The 17,501-nt window shown below is 47.5% G+C and carries 14 protein-coding genes; all 14 read left to right on the plus strand.

Annotated features, from left to right (window positions below):
- Positions 1 to 483: 483 nt before the first annotated feature.
- The 14 genes from ACWB0I_RS15210 (at position 484) to ACWB0I_RS15275 (ending at position 16,888) form a co-directional block, all read left to right on the plus strand.
- A complete protein-coding gene (locus ACWB0I_RS15210; protein WP_479388926.1) occupies positions 484 to 1,350 on the plus strand; it encodes a c-type cytochrome in 867 nt (288 codons plus the stop codon).
- A gap of 25 nt (positions 1,351 to 1,375) precedes the next feature.
- Positions 1,376 to 5,014, plus strand: coding sequence for a nitrate reductase subunit alpha (locus ACWB0I_RS15215; RefSeq protein WP_479388927.1), 3,639 nt, complete (start codon positions 1,376 to 1,378; stop codon positions 5,012 to 5,014).
- Positions 5,015 to 5,049: 35 nt separating this feature from the next.
- The gene (gene narH / locus ACWB0I_RS15220) at positions 5,050 to 6,540 is read left to right on the plus strand and encodes a nitrate reductase subunit beta (protein WP_479388928.1); all 1,491 of its coding nucleotides are present in this window, start codon (positions 5,050 to 5,052) and stop codon (positions 6,538 to 6,540) included.
- Positions 6,541 to 6,542: 2 nt separating this feature from the next.
- Positions 6,543 to 7,100, plus strand: coding sequence for a nitrate reductase molybdenum cofactor assembly chaperone (locus ACWB0I_RS15225; protein WP_479388929.1), 558 nt, complete (start codon positions 6,543 to 6,545; stop codon positions 7,098 to 7,100).
- Positions 7,101 to 7,125: 25 nt separating this feature from the next.
- Positions 7,126 to 7,848 (plus strand): respiratory nitrate reductase subunit gamma, encoded by a 723-nt coding sequence (gene narI / locus ACWB0I_RS15230; protein WP_479388930.1) that lies wholly within the window; start codon positions 7,126 to 7,128, stop codon positions 7,846 to 7,848.
- Between the two features lie 44 nt (positions 7,849 to 7,892).
- Complete coding sequence (locus ACWB0I_RS15235) at positions 7,893 to 9,215, plus strand: MFS transporter (RefSeq protein WP_479388931.1); 1,323 nt, start codon at positions 7,893 to 7,895, stop codon at positions 9,213 to 9,215.
- The gene (locus ACWB0I_RS15240) at positions 9,199 to 9,372 is read left to right on the plus strand and encodes a hypothetical protein (protein WP_479388932.1); all 174 of its coding nucleotides are present in this window, start codon (positions 9,199 to 9,201) and stop codon (positions 9,370 to 9,372) included. The genes ACWB0I_RS15235 and ACWB0I_RS15240 overlap by 17 nt, the downstream gene beginning before the upstream one ends.
- A gap of 44 nt (positions 9,373 to 9,416) precedes the next feature.
- On the plus strand, positions 9,417 to 10,076 hold the full coding sequence (locus tag ACWB0I_RS15245; protein WP_479388933.1) for a cytochrome c3 family protein: 660 nt from the start codon (positions 9,417 to 9,419) through the stop codon (positions 10,074 to 10,076).
- 33 nt (positions 10,077 to 10,109) lie between these two features.
- Positions 10,110 to 13,154 carry a TAT-variant-translocated molybdopterin oxidoreductase gene (locus tag ACWB0I_RS15250; RefSeq protein ID WP_479388934.1) on the plus strand — a complete coding sequence of 1,015 codons (3,045 nt, stop codon included), beginning with the start codon at positions 10,110 to 10,112 and terminating at the stop codon, positions 13,152 to 13,154.
- Positions 13,155 to 13,173: 19 nt separating this feature from the next.
- The gene (gene nrfD / locus ACWB0I_RS15255) at positions 13,174 to 14,598 is read left to right on the plus strand and encodes an NrfD/PsrC family molybdoenzyme membrane anchor subunit (RefSeq protein WP_479388935.1); all 1,425 of its coding nucleotides are present in this window, start codon (positions 13,174 to 13,176) and stop codon (positions 14,596 to 14,598) included.
- A gap of 18 nt (positions 14,599 to 14,616) precedes the next feature.
- Positions 14,617 to 15,144, plus strand: coding sequence for a DUF3341 domain-containing protein (locus ACWB0I_RS15260; RefSeq protein ID WP_479388936.1), 528 nt, complete (start codon positions 14,617 to 14,619; stop codon positions 15,142 to 15,144).
- Complete coding sequence (locus ACWB0I_RS15265) at positions 15,141 to 15,713, plus strand: c-type cytochrome (protein WP_479388937.1); 573 nt, start codon at positions 15,141 to 15,143, stop codon at positions 15,711 to 15,713. The genes ACWB0I_RS15260 and ACWB0I_RS15265 overlap by 4 nt, the downstream gene beginning before the upstream one ends.
- The gene (locus ACWB0I_RS15270) at positions 15,710 to 16,498 is read left to right on the plus strand and encodes a hypothetical protein (protein WP_479388938.1); all 789 of its coding nucleotides are present in this window, start codon (positions 15,710 to 15,712) and stop codon (positions 16,496 to 16,498) included. The genes ACWB0I_RS15265 and ACWB0I_RS15270 overlap by 4 nt, the downstream gene beginning before the upstream one ends.
- Positions 16,499 to 16,600: 102 nt before the next feature.
- Complete coding sequence (locus ACWB0I_RS15275; protein ID WP_479388939.1) at positions 16,601 to 16,888, plus strand: hypothetical protein; 288 nt, start codon at positions 16,601 to 16,603, stop codon at positions 16,886 to 16,888.
- The last annotated feature ends 613 nt before the right edge of the window (positions 16,889 to 17,501 follow it).

Here is a 17,501-nt window from a genome sequence, read left to right on the forward strand (position 1 = left end):
GGTTACTTAAATTCCTGTGTAAATGTCTTTTGGTTGCAGCTTGGCTGCCTTAGATCTTTTGGGGCAAGCATTCTAAAAAACTTTGCCTTTATTTTACAGAAGTCTTGAAAAGGACACGAGCTGCTCCCTCCGATCCCCTGTCTCTCTCCCAAGAATTCTCGGGAGGAACCTTTAAGGTATTAACCCTTCTGCAGCTTCTTTTCCAGATCATCCTGTGCATACTCTGGTATCCAGTTACTAACTTGTTAAATTACAAAACATTAAATCATTTTGAGCGATACGCGGCTGCATACTTCAATATGCAGCGCCTGGCATTTCCTTCTTTTTCTTTCTCGAACTCAAACCATTTCGCATCTTTGTAAATGCTTAATATTTCAGAAAATACCTCCAATACTTTTTTTTCTGATCCGGTTAAATACAGGAATGGCACGCAAATTGAGAAGTAAAAGACCATTGAACGGCAGCAAACAAAACGAGGGAATAATGAAGGTATTAAAGGATATTCCATTCATCGCTTTGATTCTATTGATCCTCCAGACTTCAGGATCGTCCTTGCTGGGGCAAGATGTTGTGCAGTTTTTTAAAACAAATTGTACCAGCTGTCATACAATTGGCGGTGGCCGTTTAACGGGGCCGGACTTAAAGAACGTACTGGATCGTCAGAGTCGCGACTGGCTGGTGAAGTGGATTGTGGATCCGGAAGGGGTTTTAAATAGCGGCGATCCCTATGCCGTTAAATTGCAAAAAGAGGCACGAGGCGCAATCATGCGTAACATTCCCGGGATGACACCGGAACTGGCCAATGCTTTACTGGATTTGATAGCCGAGGAATCAAAAAAGGAAAAATCACAATTTGCCGGTACGCAGGTCAGCAATCGTCCTTTGTTGCCGGAAGACATCGAAGAAGGCCGTAAAATTTTTACTGGCGCCCAGCGTCTGAAAAACGGCGGCCCGGCCTGTATTGGTTGCCATCAGGTTAACAGTTTAGGCGGACTGTTCGGCGGCGGTCGTCTGGGGCTTAATCTCACACGCGCCTATGCTCGAATTGGCGGCAGAAAAGCGCTTTCTGCCTGGCTGGTTAATCCGCCCAGCCTGACCATGAATCCCATTTTCAAAAGCAAGCCCCTGGATGCCGAAGAAATTTTACCCATTGTGGCCTTCCTGAAAAACGAAACCGAAAACGATCTGCCTGCACAATCTGCTCAAATGGTAAATTTTATCCTATTTGGTTTAATTGGTTCGATCGTTCTGCTGGTTATCTTTGATTTTATCTGGAACCACCGTTTTCGTGAAGTGCGCAGGCCTTTGCTAAAAGCGAGCAGAAACATCTTTCTTTCTCAAAAAAAGTAGAAACAGCAAAATTCAGAGGATCACTATGAGCATCAAATCCTGGATTCGAGATGATATCGTCCCCAAACAACGAACCTGGGAACAATTTTACCGCAATCGCTGGCAATACGACAAAATCGTAAGAAGTACGCATGGCGTCAATTGTACGGGAAGCTGTACATGGCAAATTCACGTAAAAGACGGCATCGTCACCTGGGAAATGCAGGGACTGGACTACCCTTCTTTGGAACACGGCTTACCGCCATACGAGCCGCGCGGCTGTCAGAGAGGTATTTCCTATTCCTGGTATTTGTACAGTCCGTTGCGCGTTAAGTACCCTTACATTCGCGGCGCTTTGCTGGATTTGTGGAATAAGGCGCGTCGTGAATTTGACGATCCTGTTGAGGCCTGGGCCTCTCTGGTTGAACATCCGGAAAAGCGCCAACGCTGGCAAAAAGCCCGGGGCAAAGGCGGCTTTCGCCGTACAAGCTGGGACACCGTTCTGGAAATTATAGCCGCCGCCAATCTACACACCATTAAACGATATGGCCCCGATCGCATTACTGGCTTTTCGCCTATTCCCGCCATGTCCATGATCAGTTACGCTTCTGGAGCGCGCTTTTTACAACTATTAGGCGGCGTAGCACTCTCTTTTTACGATTGGTACTGCGATTTGCCCAACGCTTCTCCAGAAACCTGGGGCGAACAGACCGATGTCCAGGAATCTGCCGACTGGTACAACGCCAAACTACTGGCCGTCATGGGTTCGAACCTCAACATGACGCGGACGCCGGACTGCCACTTTGCCGCCGAAGCGCGTCACAATGGAACCAAAATGTACGTCTTTGCCCCGGACTTTAACCAGGTAGCCAAATATGCCGATGAATGGATGGCCATCAATGCGGGCCAGGACGGCGCCTGGTGGATGGCTGTAAATCATGTCCTTTTAACGGAATATCACCACAAGAAACAGGCGCCCTATTTTAACGATTACCTTAAAAAATACACCGATGCTCCGTTTTTAGTCGAATTACAGCCCAATGGTGATCACTACAAACCCGGGCAGTTACTGCGCGCCAATCGTCTTGCTCCATATAAAGAAGAAGAAAATGGCGAGTGGAAATTTCTAATGTGGGACGCTGACGAAAACAAACCCAAAATGCCCATGGGCAGTGTGGGGTTTCGCTGGGGCAAAACAGAAGGCCAATGGAATTTATTGTTAAAAGATGGCAAAATAGGCAGCAATATCAATCCAGAACTAACCTTCCTAAATCAAAACGACGACACGGTTCAGGTAACGCTGGATAATTTTGCCGAAGGTTCTCAATTGCTGCGCGGCGTCCCTGTACGCACAATTAAAACCGAAGAGGGACCGGTACTGGTAACCACGGTTTTCGATCTACTGATGGCCCAATATGGAGTTGATCGCGGATTGGGCGGTCAGTATCCCCAAAATTACGATGATGAAGAAGCTCCTTACACCCCAGCCTGGCAGGAAAAATACACCGGCCTCTCCAGAGAGAACGTCATTAAATTTGCCCGGGAATGGGGCCGAACAGCGGAATTTACGCGCGGCAAGTGCACAGTGATCATCGGTGCGGGAATTAACCACTGGTATCATGGCAACTTGATGTACCGGGCCGCCATTCACGCCCTGATGTTTTGTGGATGCATCGGAGTAAATGGCGGCGGGCTGGCGCATTACGTGGGGCAGGAAAAACTGGCGCCCGGAGAATCGTGGAGTACCATCGCTTTTGCGAAAGACTGGATCGGCGCTCCCCGCTTGCAAAATGCGCCAAGCTGGCACTACGTACACACCGATCAATGGCGGTACGAAAAATCATTTACCGATTACCACACTGTGCCTGCAGAGCAAGCTCAAAATTCCCTGGCAAATGGTCACACTATCGACATTCAAATCCAGGCCGTGCGCAACGGCTGGATGCCATTCTATCCGCAATTTAACAAAAACCCTTTGCAACTGGCCAGGGAAGCAGCCAGAGCAGTCAATTCTGACGACGAAAAAGCGATGGTGGGCTACGTGGTTCAACAGCTAAAGGAGCGCAAATTGAAATTTGCCGTAGAAGACCCTGACGCTGAAGAAAACTGGCCGCGCATCTGGTACATCTGGCGTGGCAACGCATTGATGTCCAGCGCCAAAGGACATGAATATTTTCTGAAACATTACCTGGGCACACACACCAACACCATCGGCGACGAAAATTTTGCCCGTGAGGCTGTAAAAGAAGTAACCTGGCACGATAAAGTACCGCAGGGCAAAATGGATCTGGTCGTGGATCTCAATTTCCGTATGGACACCTCTGCGCTCTACTCAGATATTGTTTTGCCGGCTGCCACCTGGTACGAAAAAGCCGATCTAAATTCTACCGATATGCACAGTTTTATTCACCCTCTTTCTCAGGCTGTTGCCCCCTGCTGGGAATCCAAGAGCGATTGGCAGATTTTTAAAGAGATTGCTCGAAAAGTTTCGCAGCTGGCGGAAAAACACTTTCCTGAACCGGTAGCTGATATTGTAGCTAAACCTCTGGCACACGATACCGCTGCAGAGATTGCCCAACCGGAGATCAAAAACTGGATTGATGGCGAAATTGAAGCCATTCCCGGTAAAACCATGCCTGGCTTTCAGGTTGTTTTCAGAGATTACAAGAATCTGTTCAATCAATACATCTCCCTGGGGCTCAATGCCCGGGAAAAAGGCCTCGGCGCCCACGGTACGCATTATCATATTCAGGATTTTTACGACGAAATGCTCACCACACATCCGACGGTAAGCTGGAATCACAAAAAATTCCCTTCCCTGGATCAGGACGAGCATGTTTGCGATGTTATCCTGCATTTAGCTACTGTGACCAATGGCGAATTGGCTTTCCGCTCCTACAAGAATATGGAGAAAAAAGTCGGATTACCCTTGACCGATCTGGCGGAAAAATCAAGGGATGTGCGCGTAAGCTACGAAGACTTACAGGCCCGTCCGCACCGTTTTATTAACAGTCCCATGTGGTCCGGCCTGGTTACAGACGGACGCGCCTATTCCCCATTTACTTACAATGTAGAAAAAATGGTTCCCTGGCGTACGCTCACCGGCCGACAACAATTTTATCTGGATCATCCGGGCTATATTCAATTTGGAGAACACCTGCCCACTTACAAACCCAAACCAACGCCACAGCAATATGCCGATCTTACCTTTACCAGAGAAGAACAACGTTCCATGACTTTGAACTATTTAACGCCCCATGGCAAGTGGCATATTCATTCTACCTATGGTGACAACCATCGCATGACGACCCTTTCCAGAGGCGTGGAGCCTTTGTGGATCAACGATAAAGACGCTGCCGAATTAGGCATTGTTGACAACGACTGGGTGGAAGTTTACAACGATAATGGCGTTGTGGTTACGCGCGCCTGCGTAAGCGCACGCATTCCGCGCGGCATCTGTATTCAATACCATTCGCCGGAGCGTACCTTTTCCGTTCCTAAATCGCCACTGCGCGGTAATCGCCGGGCCGGTGGACATAACAGCTTAACGCGTACGCGTCTTAAACCCAATTTTTTAGTTGGGGGGTACGGTCAGTTTACCTACCATTTTAATTACTGGGGGCCTACCGGTTCCAATCGCGATACCCATGTACTGATTCGCAAATTACCGGAATTAAAGTGGTAACGGAAACAAAAAATTAATTGCAAAGGAAATACAAGATGGATGTCAGAGCTCAAATTTCCATGGTTTTTCATCTGGACAAATGCATTGGCTGCCACACCTGTAGCATTGCCTGTAAAAACATCTGGACGGACCGCAAGGGCACAGAATACATGTGGTGGAATAACGTAGAAACCAAACCCGGTACGGGCTACCCAACCAAATGGGAAGATCAGGAAAAATACAAGGGCGGATGGAAACTGCATAACGGTAAGTTGTCATTAAAATCCACAGGCAAAGGACGGATTATTTTTAATATTTTTCACAATCCGCACCTGCCCAGCCTGAACGACTACTATGAGCCATGGACTTACAAATACGATGAACTGTTTAATGCGCCGGAAGGCACGGATCAGCCGACCGCCAAACCGGTTTCCATGATAACCGGCAAGTACATCGATATTGAGGCCGGTCCCAATTGGGACGATGATCTGAGCGGTTCGCCAGTGTACGCTGAAAATGATCCCAACCTTTCGGCTTTAACCGCCGAGCAAAAACAGCAGTTGTTTGCCATTCAACGCCTGGTATTCTTTTACTTTCCGAGAATTTGCAACCATTGTTTGAATCCGGCCTGCGTGGCCTCCTGCCCTTCGGGCGCTTTGTACAAACGGGGTGAAGATGGCATTGTGCTCATAGATCAGGAGCGGTGTCGGGGCTGGCGATCTTGCGTTGCCGCCTGCCCTTACAAAAAGAGCTATTACAACTGGTTCACAGGCAAATCAGAAAAATGTATTTTGTGTTTTCCGCGCATTGAATCGGGGCAGGCTCCGGCCTGTTTTCATTCCTGTGTAGGACGCATCCGTTATTTAGGAGTGCTTTTGTACGATGCCGACAAAATCGATGAAGTGGCCAGGTCATCTGATGAGGAGTTGGTCGAAGCGCAACGCAGCATGATCTTAGACCCTTTCGATGACCAGGTTGTCGAGGCAGCCCGTAAAAACGGCATCCATGACCAGGTTATTCAGGCGGCGCAACAGTCCCCGGTTTACAAATTTGTAAAAATCTGGAAGATCGCTTTACCGCCTCATATTGAATACCGCACTTTGCCCATGTTGTTTTACGTACCGCCTTTGTTGCCGGTCATGTCCAGTTTTGACGGCAACACCGTTAAGAGCCTGTCCGAAGGTCTGTTCCCCGATTTCGACATGGCGCGGGCCCCTATCGAATTTTTTGGCAAAATGTTTGCCGCCGGTAATAATGCAAAAATTCGTTACGTGCTCAAAAAACAAATGGCGGTACGTACTTACCGACGAGCTTTGACGGTTGGGGATGTGGAAATGGAAGTAGCCGAAAAAATGCTTACAGAGGCCGATTGTTCTATCGAAGAAGCAGAAGCGATTTACAAACTAACTTCCCTGTGTACATTTAAAGACCGCTTTGTAATCCCCCCGGCCCACAGAGAAGAAGCCATCGAAATGCTGAAAGATCCGCTGGAATACAAACAATCGGTTGGCTTTGGCTTTCGTGAAGAACCAAAACGGGGTTTATGATCATGAAACAGTTTGTGAAAATCACACAGCAGATGGCGTCATTGTTTTCTTACCCGGATGCCCAATATAAAGAACGCGTGTTTACTATGAGCGAGCTGCTTCCCGATCGGGAAAAAACCCTTTTCCAGCCTTTTGTACAATTCTGTAAAAAAACAGCGTTACCGACCATTGAAGAATTGTTCACTCGCACTTTTGACATGAATCCTGCCACCTGCCTTGAAATCGGCTGGCACCTGTTCGGAGAAGATTACAAACGTGGAGAATTTCTGGTTCACATGCGGCAAACTCTTGCCGAATTTCAAATCCAAGAATCTGTGGAGCTGCCGGATCATCTAAGCCATTGTTTGCGATTACTTTTGGCGCTGGATGACGAAGAAGCGCGCATCTACACACAAAAATTTCTATTGAAACCACTGGAAATGATTCGACAAAATCTGGAAAAAACCAATCCCTTTTACCATGCAGTACGCGTTTTATTGCTGAGCTTATGCGGTCATTTTAACGTTCCGCCACCAGTTCTTGAACAAAAGACTCAACCGGCGATGTTCAAAGAAAATTAGTTTGTAAAAAAACAGGACAGGGATCATGACAACAAACACAACCATTCTGGACTATTTCAATCTTTTCTGGTTTGCCATTCTTCCTTACATCGCAATTTTTACCTTTTTTCTGATTACGATTCAACGCTACACCAGACGGGGGTTCACCTATTCCAGCCTGTCTTCTCAATTTCTTGAAAATAAAATTCATTTTTGGGGACTTGTGCCTTTCCATTATGGGATTCTGACCATATTGGCAGGGCATCTCATCGGTTTTCTCATTCCGAAACAGGTGTTGTTGTGGAACCAGAATCCGTTGCGCCTCTATTTTCTGGAGGTAACTGCGTTCATCGGAGGTATTTTTACACTAATCGGTTTATTGAACATCATCTTTCGGCGCATGGTCGATAGCCGGGTTAAAGTGGTCACATCGATGGTAGATTGGATTGTACTGGCTTTTTTAATCTTTCAGATCGTAACCGGCATTCTTAACGCTATTTTCAATAGCTGGGGATCGCACTGGTTTGCTGCTTCCATGGCCCCTTATCTCTGGTCAATTCTGGAATTCAATCCACAAATCAACTACGTAACGCCCTATCCGCTTCTGGTAAAACTTCACATCATCAGCGCCTATTTAATCGTGTTGTTGTTTCCTTTTACGCGCTTAGTGCATCTGCTGGTTGTTCCCAACCCTTACCTGTGGCGCAAACCGCAATTGGTGCGCTGGTATTGGAATCGAAAAAAGATTCGTAGTGCAGGCAGGTCTTAAAAACGACAGAAAACCCAATAAAAGAGATTCATCAGGAGGAATGTATGAATAACAAAGTTGGTCAGTTAACCATTGCCACATTGGGATTTTTCTGGTGCTTTCTGATGTGGTTTTCGACTGCGGCCTTCAGCCCGAGTATTGCAGAAAAGTTTAATCTCACTACTCAGCAATTAGGCATCCTGGCCAGTTCCGCCATCTGGATGGCCCCTATCGGGCGCATCATTGCCGGATGGGCATCCGACCGTTTTGGAGCGCCTAAAACTTTCACTGTCATTCTGTTTGTAACCGGAATTGTCAGCATTCATTCATCATTTGTAGAGAACTACACTTTGCTTTTTATTGAACGCGTTATTGTGGCTGCCGCAGGCGTTTCCTTTGTGGTGGGCATTCAGCATGTTGCCCAATGGTTCGAAGAATATGAAATGGGCACTGCCGAGGGCCTTTACGCTGGTACAGGTAATGTGGGTGCCGGCGTGGGCGCCTTAATGTTACCGCGCATTTACGGCACCAATTATTCGGACGCCTTTTTACATCTTGGGATTGTGGCCATCCTTATTGCCCTGCTGTATTTATGGAAAGGCATTCCTGCCAAAACCGCCGAACGGGCTGCCACGGCGCGGAGATCAGCCACTTTGCGCGATACGATTTTTGTCTGGACACGCTGGACGGCGATTGCCCTGATGTTGGCCTATGCCATGTCTTTTGGATTGGAAATCGCCATGAATGCCTGGTTACCTGGTTACTACGCGGAAGGATTTAAGGAAGCCATCCGGCAATTGGGCTTTAGCGGCGCCGAACAAATTCAGATTGCAGCCGGAACCTTTGCTGCTGTGCAATCTTTTAACGCTTCTCTATTCCGTCCTTTTGCCGGCTACATGTCCGATCTGTGGCAGCGCAAGGGCTGGACTCCTTTTCCGCTAATTGCCAAAAATCTGTCATACGCCCCACGGATTCACTGGCTTTTAATGGCTTTAATTTTAATTACCATCATGATGATTTTACTGACTCTGGCCGGTCTGTTGGGGCTGCTGCACATGTCCGTTATTGTGCTGGCCTTTTTTGGTATTTGCGTCAGTTTTGGAACCGGCGGCACTTTCGCCATTGTGCCCCTTATTTTTAAAGACCGCCCCGGCATAGCCACCGGTTTTATCGGCGGTCTTTCCACCGCAGGGGGCATCGTTTATCCTCTCATTTTTGGCTTTGCCAAAAATATTCACATGGGATACGCTTATGTGGCCATATTCATTTTTATTCCTTTCATCTTGTTTTATATATGGTCCATGCGCTACGAAATTCATCCCGAAGAACATGGGCTGGGTAGTAAATCATATTGGTTAGGAGAAGAGGCTTATGAAGCAGGAAAATAAATCAACCAAAAAACAACAGCAAGAACATCAACACGAACCCTGGTACAAGTGGGGTGTTCTGATTCTTTACTCGGAAATGATCATTGCAATTCTGGTCACTCTGTACTCGCTGTACATGGCCTTTACCGGAACCGGTGGTTTTCCGGGCAAACACTAAACGAAGATAGTAGATTGGTCCGAATTAAAAGAGAAACGTAAAAAATGATTAAACAAAACGCGCTATTTATCCTGATCATTCTGGTAATACTGGCCAGTGTGGTTTATCTGCAGAATATTCGTATGAATCCGCCCGGGATTCATACAGGATACAAACCCGAACAACCGCTTGCTTTTTCGCACCGTTTGCACAGTGGAGACCTGCAGATTGATTGTCTTTACTGTCACTCTGGCGCCGAACGGAGCCGTCATGCAGGCATTCCATCCGCCAACATCTGCATGAATTGCCATCGCTTTGTCACAGCAGCCTGGGATAAAATACGCATCGAAGATCAGCAAGCGCAGGAAGCGCACCGCGACCCTAAGCCCATTGTTTCGCCCGAGATCCAAAAACTGTACCGGGCGGTTTCCTTCAATGCCACACAGATGAAATTTTCCAGAAGGCCTTATTCCGGAAAGCCCCTGGAATGGATTCGTGTGTACAATCTGCCCGATTTTGTTTACTTCGATCATCGACGCCATGTGAATGCCGGCGTGAAATGCCAGCGCTGTCATGGAGCGGTGGAGACCATGGAGAAAATCGAACAAATTCCGGATTTAACTATGGGCTGGTGCGTTAATTGTCACAGAGACGTCAACAAAGGTAAACTTCCGGAATTAAAAGGGCGCTACGCTTCGATAAGTTGTACGGTGTGTCATTATTAATTTGGATTAACAAAAATTAATTGGATGAAAGGCATGTCAGAAAAGAAAATGAAAAAGTACTGGAAAGGTCTGGAAGAGTTAGAAGAGACAGATGCATTTCTGCAATCGCTGGAAAAGGAATTTCCTGAGCCCCTGCCTCTGGAGGCATTGATGGACCATGCCGGGAAGTCCAGAATGCAGGTTTCCCGCCGTTCTTTTTTAAGAGCCAGCGGTTTTACAGTGGCAGCGGCCGTTTTAAGCGCCTGCAGTCGTGGAAAGGTGGAAAAAGCCATTCCGCTGCTTAACCGGGCTGAAGAGGTTGTGCCAGGTAAATCCTTCTGGTATGCCACCACCTGTCATGGTTGTAATGCAGGTTGCGGCCTTCTGGTTAAAAATCGCGACGGTCGTCCCATTAAAATCGAGGGCAATCCGCAACATCCTCTGTCCAGAGGAGGTGTCTGCGCCATAGGTCAGGCCACTGTTCTGGAGTTGTATGATTCTAAACGTCCCACAAAACCACTACTTCACGGTAAATCCAGCGATCTGGTTGCTATTGACCGCTTTGTTTCCAGAACGTTACAAACCATCAACGACGGCGTTTACTTTTTAACCGGCACACAAAATAGTCCCACAACACGCCATTTGATCCGGCAATTTTTGAAACGCTTTAAAAACAGTCGGCACATTCAGTTCGACGCGCTTTCCTGGTCTTCCATACTGGATGCGCATCGGCAAACGCACGGCCTGCGCGTGTTGCCGCAGTACCGCTTTAATGACGCCGATCTGATCGTCAGTTTTGATGCCGATTTTCTGGGCACCTGGATTTCGCCAGTCAGTTTTACCAGAGATTATGTACAAACGCGTGAACCTAAAGGCAACCCGCCACACATGTCTTATCATGTCCAATTTGAAGGACGACTTTCCCTGACCGGCTCCAGAGCCGATACCCGTTACAAGACGACGCCGGAAGAGATTAAAAGTCTGATTGCCTATTTTGCACAAAAGTTAGCAGAAAAAGCCGGGATATCTTTTCCTGATTCACACTCAGCAAACGACGCTTTCTCTGTTGATCGCAAAGAGATTGACGCCCTTATTGATCGGTTGTGGGCAGCGAGAGGCAAATCACTGGTCGTTTGCGGTTTGAACGATCTGTCAGCGCAAATTCTGATTAATGCCATCAATCATTTGTTAAATAATTACGAAAAAACACTCAGCCTTAAATGGCCATCGAATCAATCGCTAAGCAACGATGCGGATATGCGGCATTTGCTCGATGAATTGAAAGCAGGACGCGTTAAGGCTTTGTTCATCGCCGGGGTCAATCCGCTCTACAGCCTGCCCGATAGCGACGAAATACTTCAGGCCTTTAAGAATGTTCCTTTAACGGTTACCTTCTCTGAATATGTGGATGAGACCGCTGCACAAAGCGCCGTTTTTTGTCCGGTGCCTCACGCTCTGGAGACGTGGGCCGATAACGAACCTGTAAATGGGGTTCTGAGCCTGACACAACCGCTGATTAATCGCCTGGCCGAACGACGATCGCTAAACGAATATCTGGCGGCCTGGATGGGCGAGGCGGCCTCAGACTATGAGCTCATCAAACAATTCTGGCAGAAAAACCTCTTCACTTTGCAAAACAAATACCAGGATTTCCAGACTTTCTGGGATGAATCTGTGCAAAAGGGATTTGCCCTTGTGGAGCGTCCGAATCAAGAAGCAGCTAAATTCAACTGGTCATCCATCGGTCGTTTGCCTGGCCAGCAGGAAGAGAATACAGACCAGACGATTGGGCTGGTCCTTTACCCAAAAATTAGTATGCTGGATGGGCGCCACGCCCGTAATCCCTGGCTGCAAGAACTGCCCGATCCCATAAGCAAAGCGGTGTGGGATAACTATGTGTGTTTGGCCCCGGCCACAGCCCGAGACATGAATTTAGAACAGGGCGATGTAGTGGAAATCAGCGATGGCCATCGATCGTTGGAACTGCCTGTACTTCTGCAGCCCGGCCAGCACGAAAAGCTCGTAGCCATTGCCGTGGGATATGGTTGCCGTGGCACAGAACGCTTTAGTGAAATCGGTCCGGATTGGATTCTAAAACGCCCCACCGTGAAAGAAGGACAGCCGGTGGGACGCAATGCATTTCCACTGGCAGGCTGGCAAAATGGGTATTTGACAATGCACAACAAAGTTCAACTTCGCCCTTCAGGAAAAAAATCTTTGATTGCCCAAACGCAAACCTACCATAATATCTGCGTTCCAGAAGCATTGGGCGGCGAAAGACGCGATCTGGTGCGTGAGACCACGCTCAACGAATACCGCAAAGATCCGGCCTCGGGCAACAAATACGAACACCGCATTTTGCAACTCTGGCCAGAAGATCATGTTTACACCGGTCACCACTGGGCTATGGTAATCGATTTAAATAAATGCACCGGCTGCTCCTCCTGCGTCATCAGCTGCCAGACAGAAAATAACGTCCCGGTGGTGGGCAAAGATGAAGTGTACCGGCGACGGGAAATGCACTGGATTCGTATCGATCGTTACTATTCCGGCGATGAGTCCGACCCTGAGGTTTTGTTCCAGCCGGTGATGTGCCAGCACTGCGATCATGCTCCGTGCGAGGGCGTGTGTCCGGTACTGGCTACTCTGCACAACGACGAAGGCATAAATCAACAAATTTACAACCGCTGTGTGGGCACACGTTACTGCGCCAATAATTGCCCCTACAAAGTGCGCCGTTTCAACTGGTTCAACTACTGGAAGAAAGACCGGCAGGAAAACCTGGTGCTGAATCCAGATATTACTGTTCGCAGCCGGGGGGTAATGGAAAAATGTTCGCTCTGCGTGCAACGCATTCAGGAAGCTAAAGCCGAGGCTCAAAGGCAGGGCAAAACGGTACAGGACGGAGAGATTAAATTGGCCTGTGAACAATCGTGCCCGGCGGAGGCCATTGTTTTTGGCGATATGAACGATCCGCAGAGTCGTGTTTCCAGACTGATTCATCATCCACGCCATTACAATATGTTAGAGGAGATGAACTTTTTACCTACGGTTGGTTACTTGACCCTGGTGCGCAATAAACAAAATAAAAACAGTTAAAACGGAGAATGTAAAAGTTATGTCGATGACCTATTCCATTTTGAGAAAACCGATCATCGCAGGCGATAAAAAATTAGAGGATGTGACCAATGACGTGATCCGTCCGCTGGAGACCAAACCTACGCTTTTGTGGTGGGCGGCCTTTTTAACCTCTTTTAGCGTTTTATTAATTGGCGTTATTGCCGTGACCTACCAGATTAAAGTAGGTATTGGAACCTGGGGGTTAAACAAAACGATCGGCTGGGCCTTTGATATCACCAATTTCGTGTTCTGGATCGGAATTGGCCACGCTGGCACGTTAATTTCCGCCATCCTCTTCCTCTTTCAACAACGCTGGAGAACATCGATTAATCGCTCGGCCGAAGCCATGACCCTGATTGCCGTGATGTGCGCAGGTATCTTTCCCATCATTCACATGGGACGCCCCTGGCTATTTTTCTGGATTATTCCCTATCCCAATTTGCGCGGGCCATTGTGGGTGAATTTCCGTTCCCCATTGCTATGGGACTTCTTCGCCATTAGCACCTACTTTACCATCTCTCTGGTATTCTGGTATCTGGGCTTAATTCCAGATATGGCTACCTTACGTGATCGAACCAGGTCTAAAATCAAGAAAAAAATTTACGGCTTCATGAGTTTTGGCTGGAGCGGTTCAGCCCGCATATGGCGCCACTACGAAACGACCTATTTATTACTGGCCGCCCTGGCCACGCCGCTGGTTTTGTCGGTTCACTCCATTGTCAGTATGGATTTCGCCACGTCTGTGATTCCTGGCTGGCATTCTACCATTTTTCCACCCTACTTTGTGGCAGGCGCTATCTTTTCCGGTTTTGCCATGGTTCTGACCTTGATGATCATTGCCCGAAAAGTATTGCATTACGAAGATTACATTACACTCGATCATATTGAAAAGATGTGTAAGGTTGTAATCCTGACCAGCGGGATTGTCGGTCTCTCTTATGGAATCGAAGTGTTTATGGCCTGGTATTCTGGCAACCACTTCGAGCGTTTTACCTTCCTTAATCGCGCCTTGGGCCCTTACGCCTGGGCATACTGGACCATGATCGCCTGTAATGTTCTTTTTCCGCAGCTCCTCTGGTTCAAAAAACTGCGACGCAAGGTTGTTGTGGTCTTTATTCTTTCCATTATCATCAATATTGGCATGTGGTTCGAACGCTTTGTCATCATCGTCACCTCTTTGCACCGCGACTTTCTTCCTTCGAGCTGGGCCATGTACAAACCAACTATTATTGAAATTGCCACTCTGGCCGGAAGTTTTGGCCTCTTTTTTACGGTGTTCTTGCTGTTTGTTCGTTTCATTCCTTTTATTGCCATCGGCGAGGTGAAAGGGGTACTCCATTATGGTAAAAACAGGAAAAAACCGATAACGATTGGGCAGAGCGTTGTAAAGATAGATGCATCCATGCAGCAGGTAAACCAATAAACCAAAACGGGACAATAAATGGAAAAACAATATTTAATAGCCGTTTTTAAAGAGGAATACGATTTGCTAACGGCCGTGCGTCAGGCGCGGCAAAATCAATATTCCATTTACGATGTTTTCACGCCTTATGCTGTACATGGACTCGAGGAGGCCATGGGATTAAAAGCCAGTCGCTTAACTTATGTCTGTTTTGCTTTTGCGCTGACGGGTGTCCTGTTCGCCATCTTCAGCCAATTCTGGATTGGCTCGATTAACTGGCCGTTGAATGTTGGCGGAAAGCCCTTTAATTCGCTACCGGCTTATTTACCGGTTACCTTTGAATTACTGGTCCTTTTTGGCGGGCTTGGCGTTTTTCTTACCTTTTTTTTCTGGGCCCGATTATGGCCTGGTAAAAAAGCAAAGTTGATTTTTCCCGGGATTACCGATCGTTATTTTGTTCTTGGAGTGGAAATTCAAGACGCTTCATTTGATTTTGAGAAATTTCAGTCCATTTGTAAAGAAAATAATGTGGTTGAACTAAAACAGGTGTCAGAGGACGCATTATGAATAAACTTTTGATCATCCTGTTCATTGTAGCGCTTTGCCTGTTAGGGAGCGTTTTTCTTGCGAAACAAGATACGAATCAAAGAAATTTTGAATATGCACCGCAAATGGTTTATTCGGTGGCCTATCTTTCGCAATCGCCCAATCCCTTTTTGCCCGATAGCCAGACGCAACAGAATCCTGTAACGGGAACCATTGCCTATGGCGTGGAAAAGCCCTTGCATTTTAAGGGCACCCATCAGGAACAGGAGTTGCAGGCAGCCGCTTCAATTCTGAATCCCTTTGCTTCCTCTAAAGGCAAAGATGTACAACGCGGAAAAAAAATGTACCGGGTTTTCTGTCAGGTTTGCCATGGCGCCGATGGGCAGGGAAACGGGCCGGTGGCACAGCGCGGCTTCCCGCCGCCTCCATCCCTGTTAAGCGCTCGCGTTAAAAATTTTAGCGATGGTCAGATTTATTACATCATCAGCTATGGCTACAAAAATATGCCATCGTATCACTCGCAAATTACCAGTAAAGATCGCTGGCAAATCATTGAATATGTTAGAATATTACAAGAGAGTAAACCATGATGTTCGAAATACCACAGTTTAAGGTTTCCGGCACCACGCGTAACTTGTTGATCTTCTTTTCCATAATGGGGCTGCTCATATTCATCGCTGGCTTATTTTGGGCTCCAGACAGAATCTGGTCCAATTTTTTGATCGCCGAATTTTATGTGCTCAGCATGGCCCTCGGCGCCGCCTTTTACGCGGCCATTCATTACGTTTCCAATGCCGGATGGGATACGGCCTTCAAGCGTATCCCGGAACTGATCGCATCCGCATTACCTTTAAGCGCTGTGGGTGCCGTTATTTTAATCTTTGGAATGCATAGTTTATATGAATGGAGCCACAAAAGCGTGGTAGCGCAGGATGAAATTTTATTAATGAAGAGCGGCTGGTTAAACGAGCCTTTCTTTATTATCCGCCTGTGCATCTACTTCGCCATCTGGATTGGATTGAGTCAGATGATCATAAAGAATTCACTGCGTCAGGACCGTGACGCTAATTTGAAATTTACACAGCTTAATGTACGTCATTCAACTCTATTTATTGTGTTTGGCGGCATCAGTTTTTGCCTGGCCAGCATCGATCTATTAATGTCGCTACAACCCCACTGGTATTCTACCGTTTTTCCTTTACTGGTGATTTCTGGAATGTTTCTAAACGGACTGGCCATCATCGTGGTCATCATGGTCATTTTACGCAAAGCTGGCTTTTCGCACATTTTTACGACCCATCACCTGGCCGTTTTAGGCAGCTATTTAATGGCCTTTTCAGTTTTTTGGGTATATTTATGGGTTTCTCAACATTAGCTAATATGGTACTCCAATATCCCCGAAGAGACCTCTTATTACATATTTCGGCATTTTGGAGGGTGGGGGTCCCTATCCTTTTTAAATGTCCTGCTAAACTGGTTGATTCCATTTCTGGTGTTGCTGCCCCGTGCCAGCAAACGTAATGACAAAATAATGCTGCAAATGGCCATCGTTATTCTGGTCGGCCGATGGCTTGATTTGTACATTATGGTCATGCCCGTCACTCTGGGTTCACAACCTACACTGTCCATCTGGGAAATAGGTCCGATTGTGGGATTCATTTCGCTCTTCTTTCTGTTTGTCCTGTACCGTCTGAGTAAAGTGCCGTTGTTACCGGTTAATGATCCTTACATTGTAGAAAGTTTACCTGAGCTCTCAGAGCGTTAACTTTCGTCCAGGGGCCTGGAAATTCAACCAGTCGGTAGCGCAGGCTTCAGGCCTGCAATCACACCAACAGTCATTCCGGCCGAGCGGCAGCGAGAGCAGGAATCCACTGCATTATGAAAGGGATTCCTGCTTACGCAGGAATGACTGGCCGGAAGCCCCTGCACTATGAAAGGGATTCCTGCTTACGCGGGAATGACCGCACCGTCTGTCATTCTGAACGGAGCGCCAGCGGAGTGAAGAATCCTTCCCATTGCTTGCAGGGGATTCTTCTCCCGCCTGGGCGGGATCAGAATGACAGGCACAACCTACCACCAACCTGTTTGTAAGGGCGAAGGATTTCCGACACCGTTTTTTCCATTTGCTAAATTCCCGGTTGTACAACCTGATTTTTCGACCGACTGTCAAACCTTCAGGGAAATCCTTCGCCCCTACTTGCTCTTGCAGGGGATTCTTCGCTGCGCTCAGAATGACAGGCTGGTGTGATGCCTTGTTGCCTGTCATTCCAGCCGAACGCAGTGAGACGTGCTCAACGCACGGCCTATTTTTTAATGCGCGCGGACAGTTTCTCCTTCAGGTAGCGAAAACCATTCTGCACATAGTAGCGGCGCAAATC

This window comes from Caldithrix sp. (genome assembly GCF_056497305.1).

Excerpts from the sequence above, each read along its gene's own strand:
- ACWB0I_RS15245 (WP_479388933.1), top strand. The coding sequence starts at position 9,417 with ATGATTAAACAAAACGCGCTATTTATCCTGATCATTCTGGTAATACTG.
- narH (WP_479388928.1), top strand. The coding sequence starts at position 5,050 with ATGGATGTCAGAGCTCAAATTTCCATGGTTTTTCATCTGGACAAATGC.
- nrfD (WP_479388935.1), top strand. The coding sequence starts at position 13,174 with ATGTCGATGACCTATTCCATTTTGAGAAAACCGATCATCGCAGGCGAT.
- narI (WP_479388930.1), top strand. The coding sequence starts at position 7,126 with ATGACAACAAACACAACCATTCTGGACTATTTCAATCTTTTCTGGTTT.
- ACWB0I_RS15210 (WP_479388926.1), top strand. The coding sequence starts at position 484 with ATGAAGGTATTAAAGGATATTCCATTCATCGCTTTGATTCTATTGATC.
- ACWB0I_RS15265 (WP_479388937.1), top strand. The coding sequence starts at position 15,141 with ATGAATAAACTTTTGATCATCCTGTTCATTGTAGCGCTTTGCCTGTTA.
- ACWB0I_RS15215 (WP_479388927.1), top strand. The coding sequence starts at position 1,376 with ATGAGCATCAAATCCTGGATTCGAGATGATATCGTCCCCAAACAACGA.
- ACWB0I_RS15240 (WP_479388932.1), top strand. The coding sequence starts at position 9,199 with ATGAAGCAGGAAAATAAATCAACCAAAAAACAACAGCAAGAACATCAA.
- ACWB0I_RS15260 (WP_479388936.1), top strand. The coding sequence starts at position 14,617 with ATGGAAAAACAATATTTAATAGCCGTTTTTAAAGAGGAATACGATTTG.
- ACWB0I_RS15250 (WP_479388934.1), top strand. The coding sequence starts at position 10,110 with ATGTCAGAAAAGAAAATGAAAAAGTACTGGAAAGGTCTGGAAGAGTTA.
- ACWB0I_RS15270 (WP_479388938.1), top strand. The coding sequence starts at position 15,710 with ATGATGTTCGAAATACCACAGTTTAAGGTTTCCGGCACCACGCGTAAC.
- ACWB0I_RS15225 (WP_479388929.1), top strand. The coding sequence starts at position 6,543 with ATGAAACAGTTTGTGAAAATCACACAGCAGATGGCGTCATTGTTTTCT.
- ACWB0I_RS15235 (WP_479388931.1), top strand. The coding sequence starts at position 7,893 with ATGAATAACAAAGTTGGTCAGTTAACCATTGCCACATTGGGATTTTTC.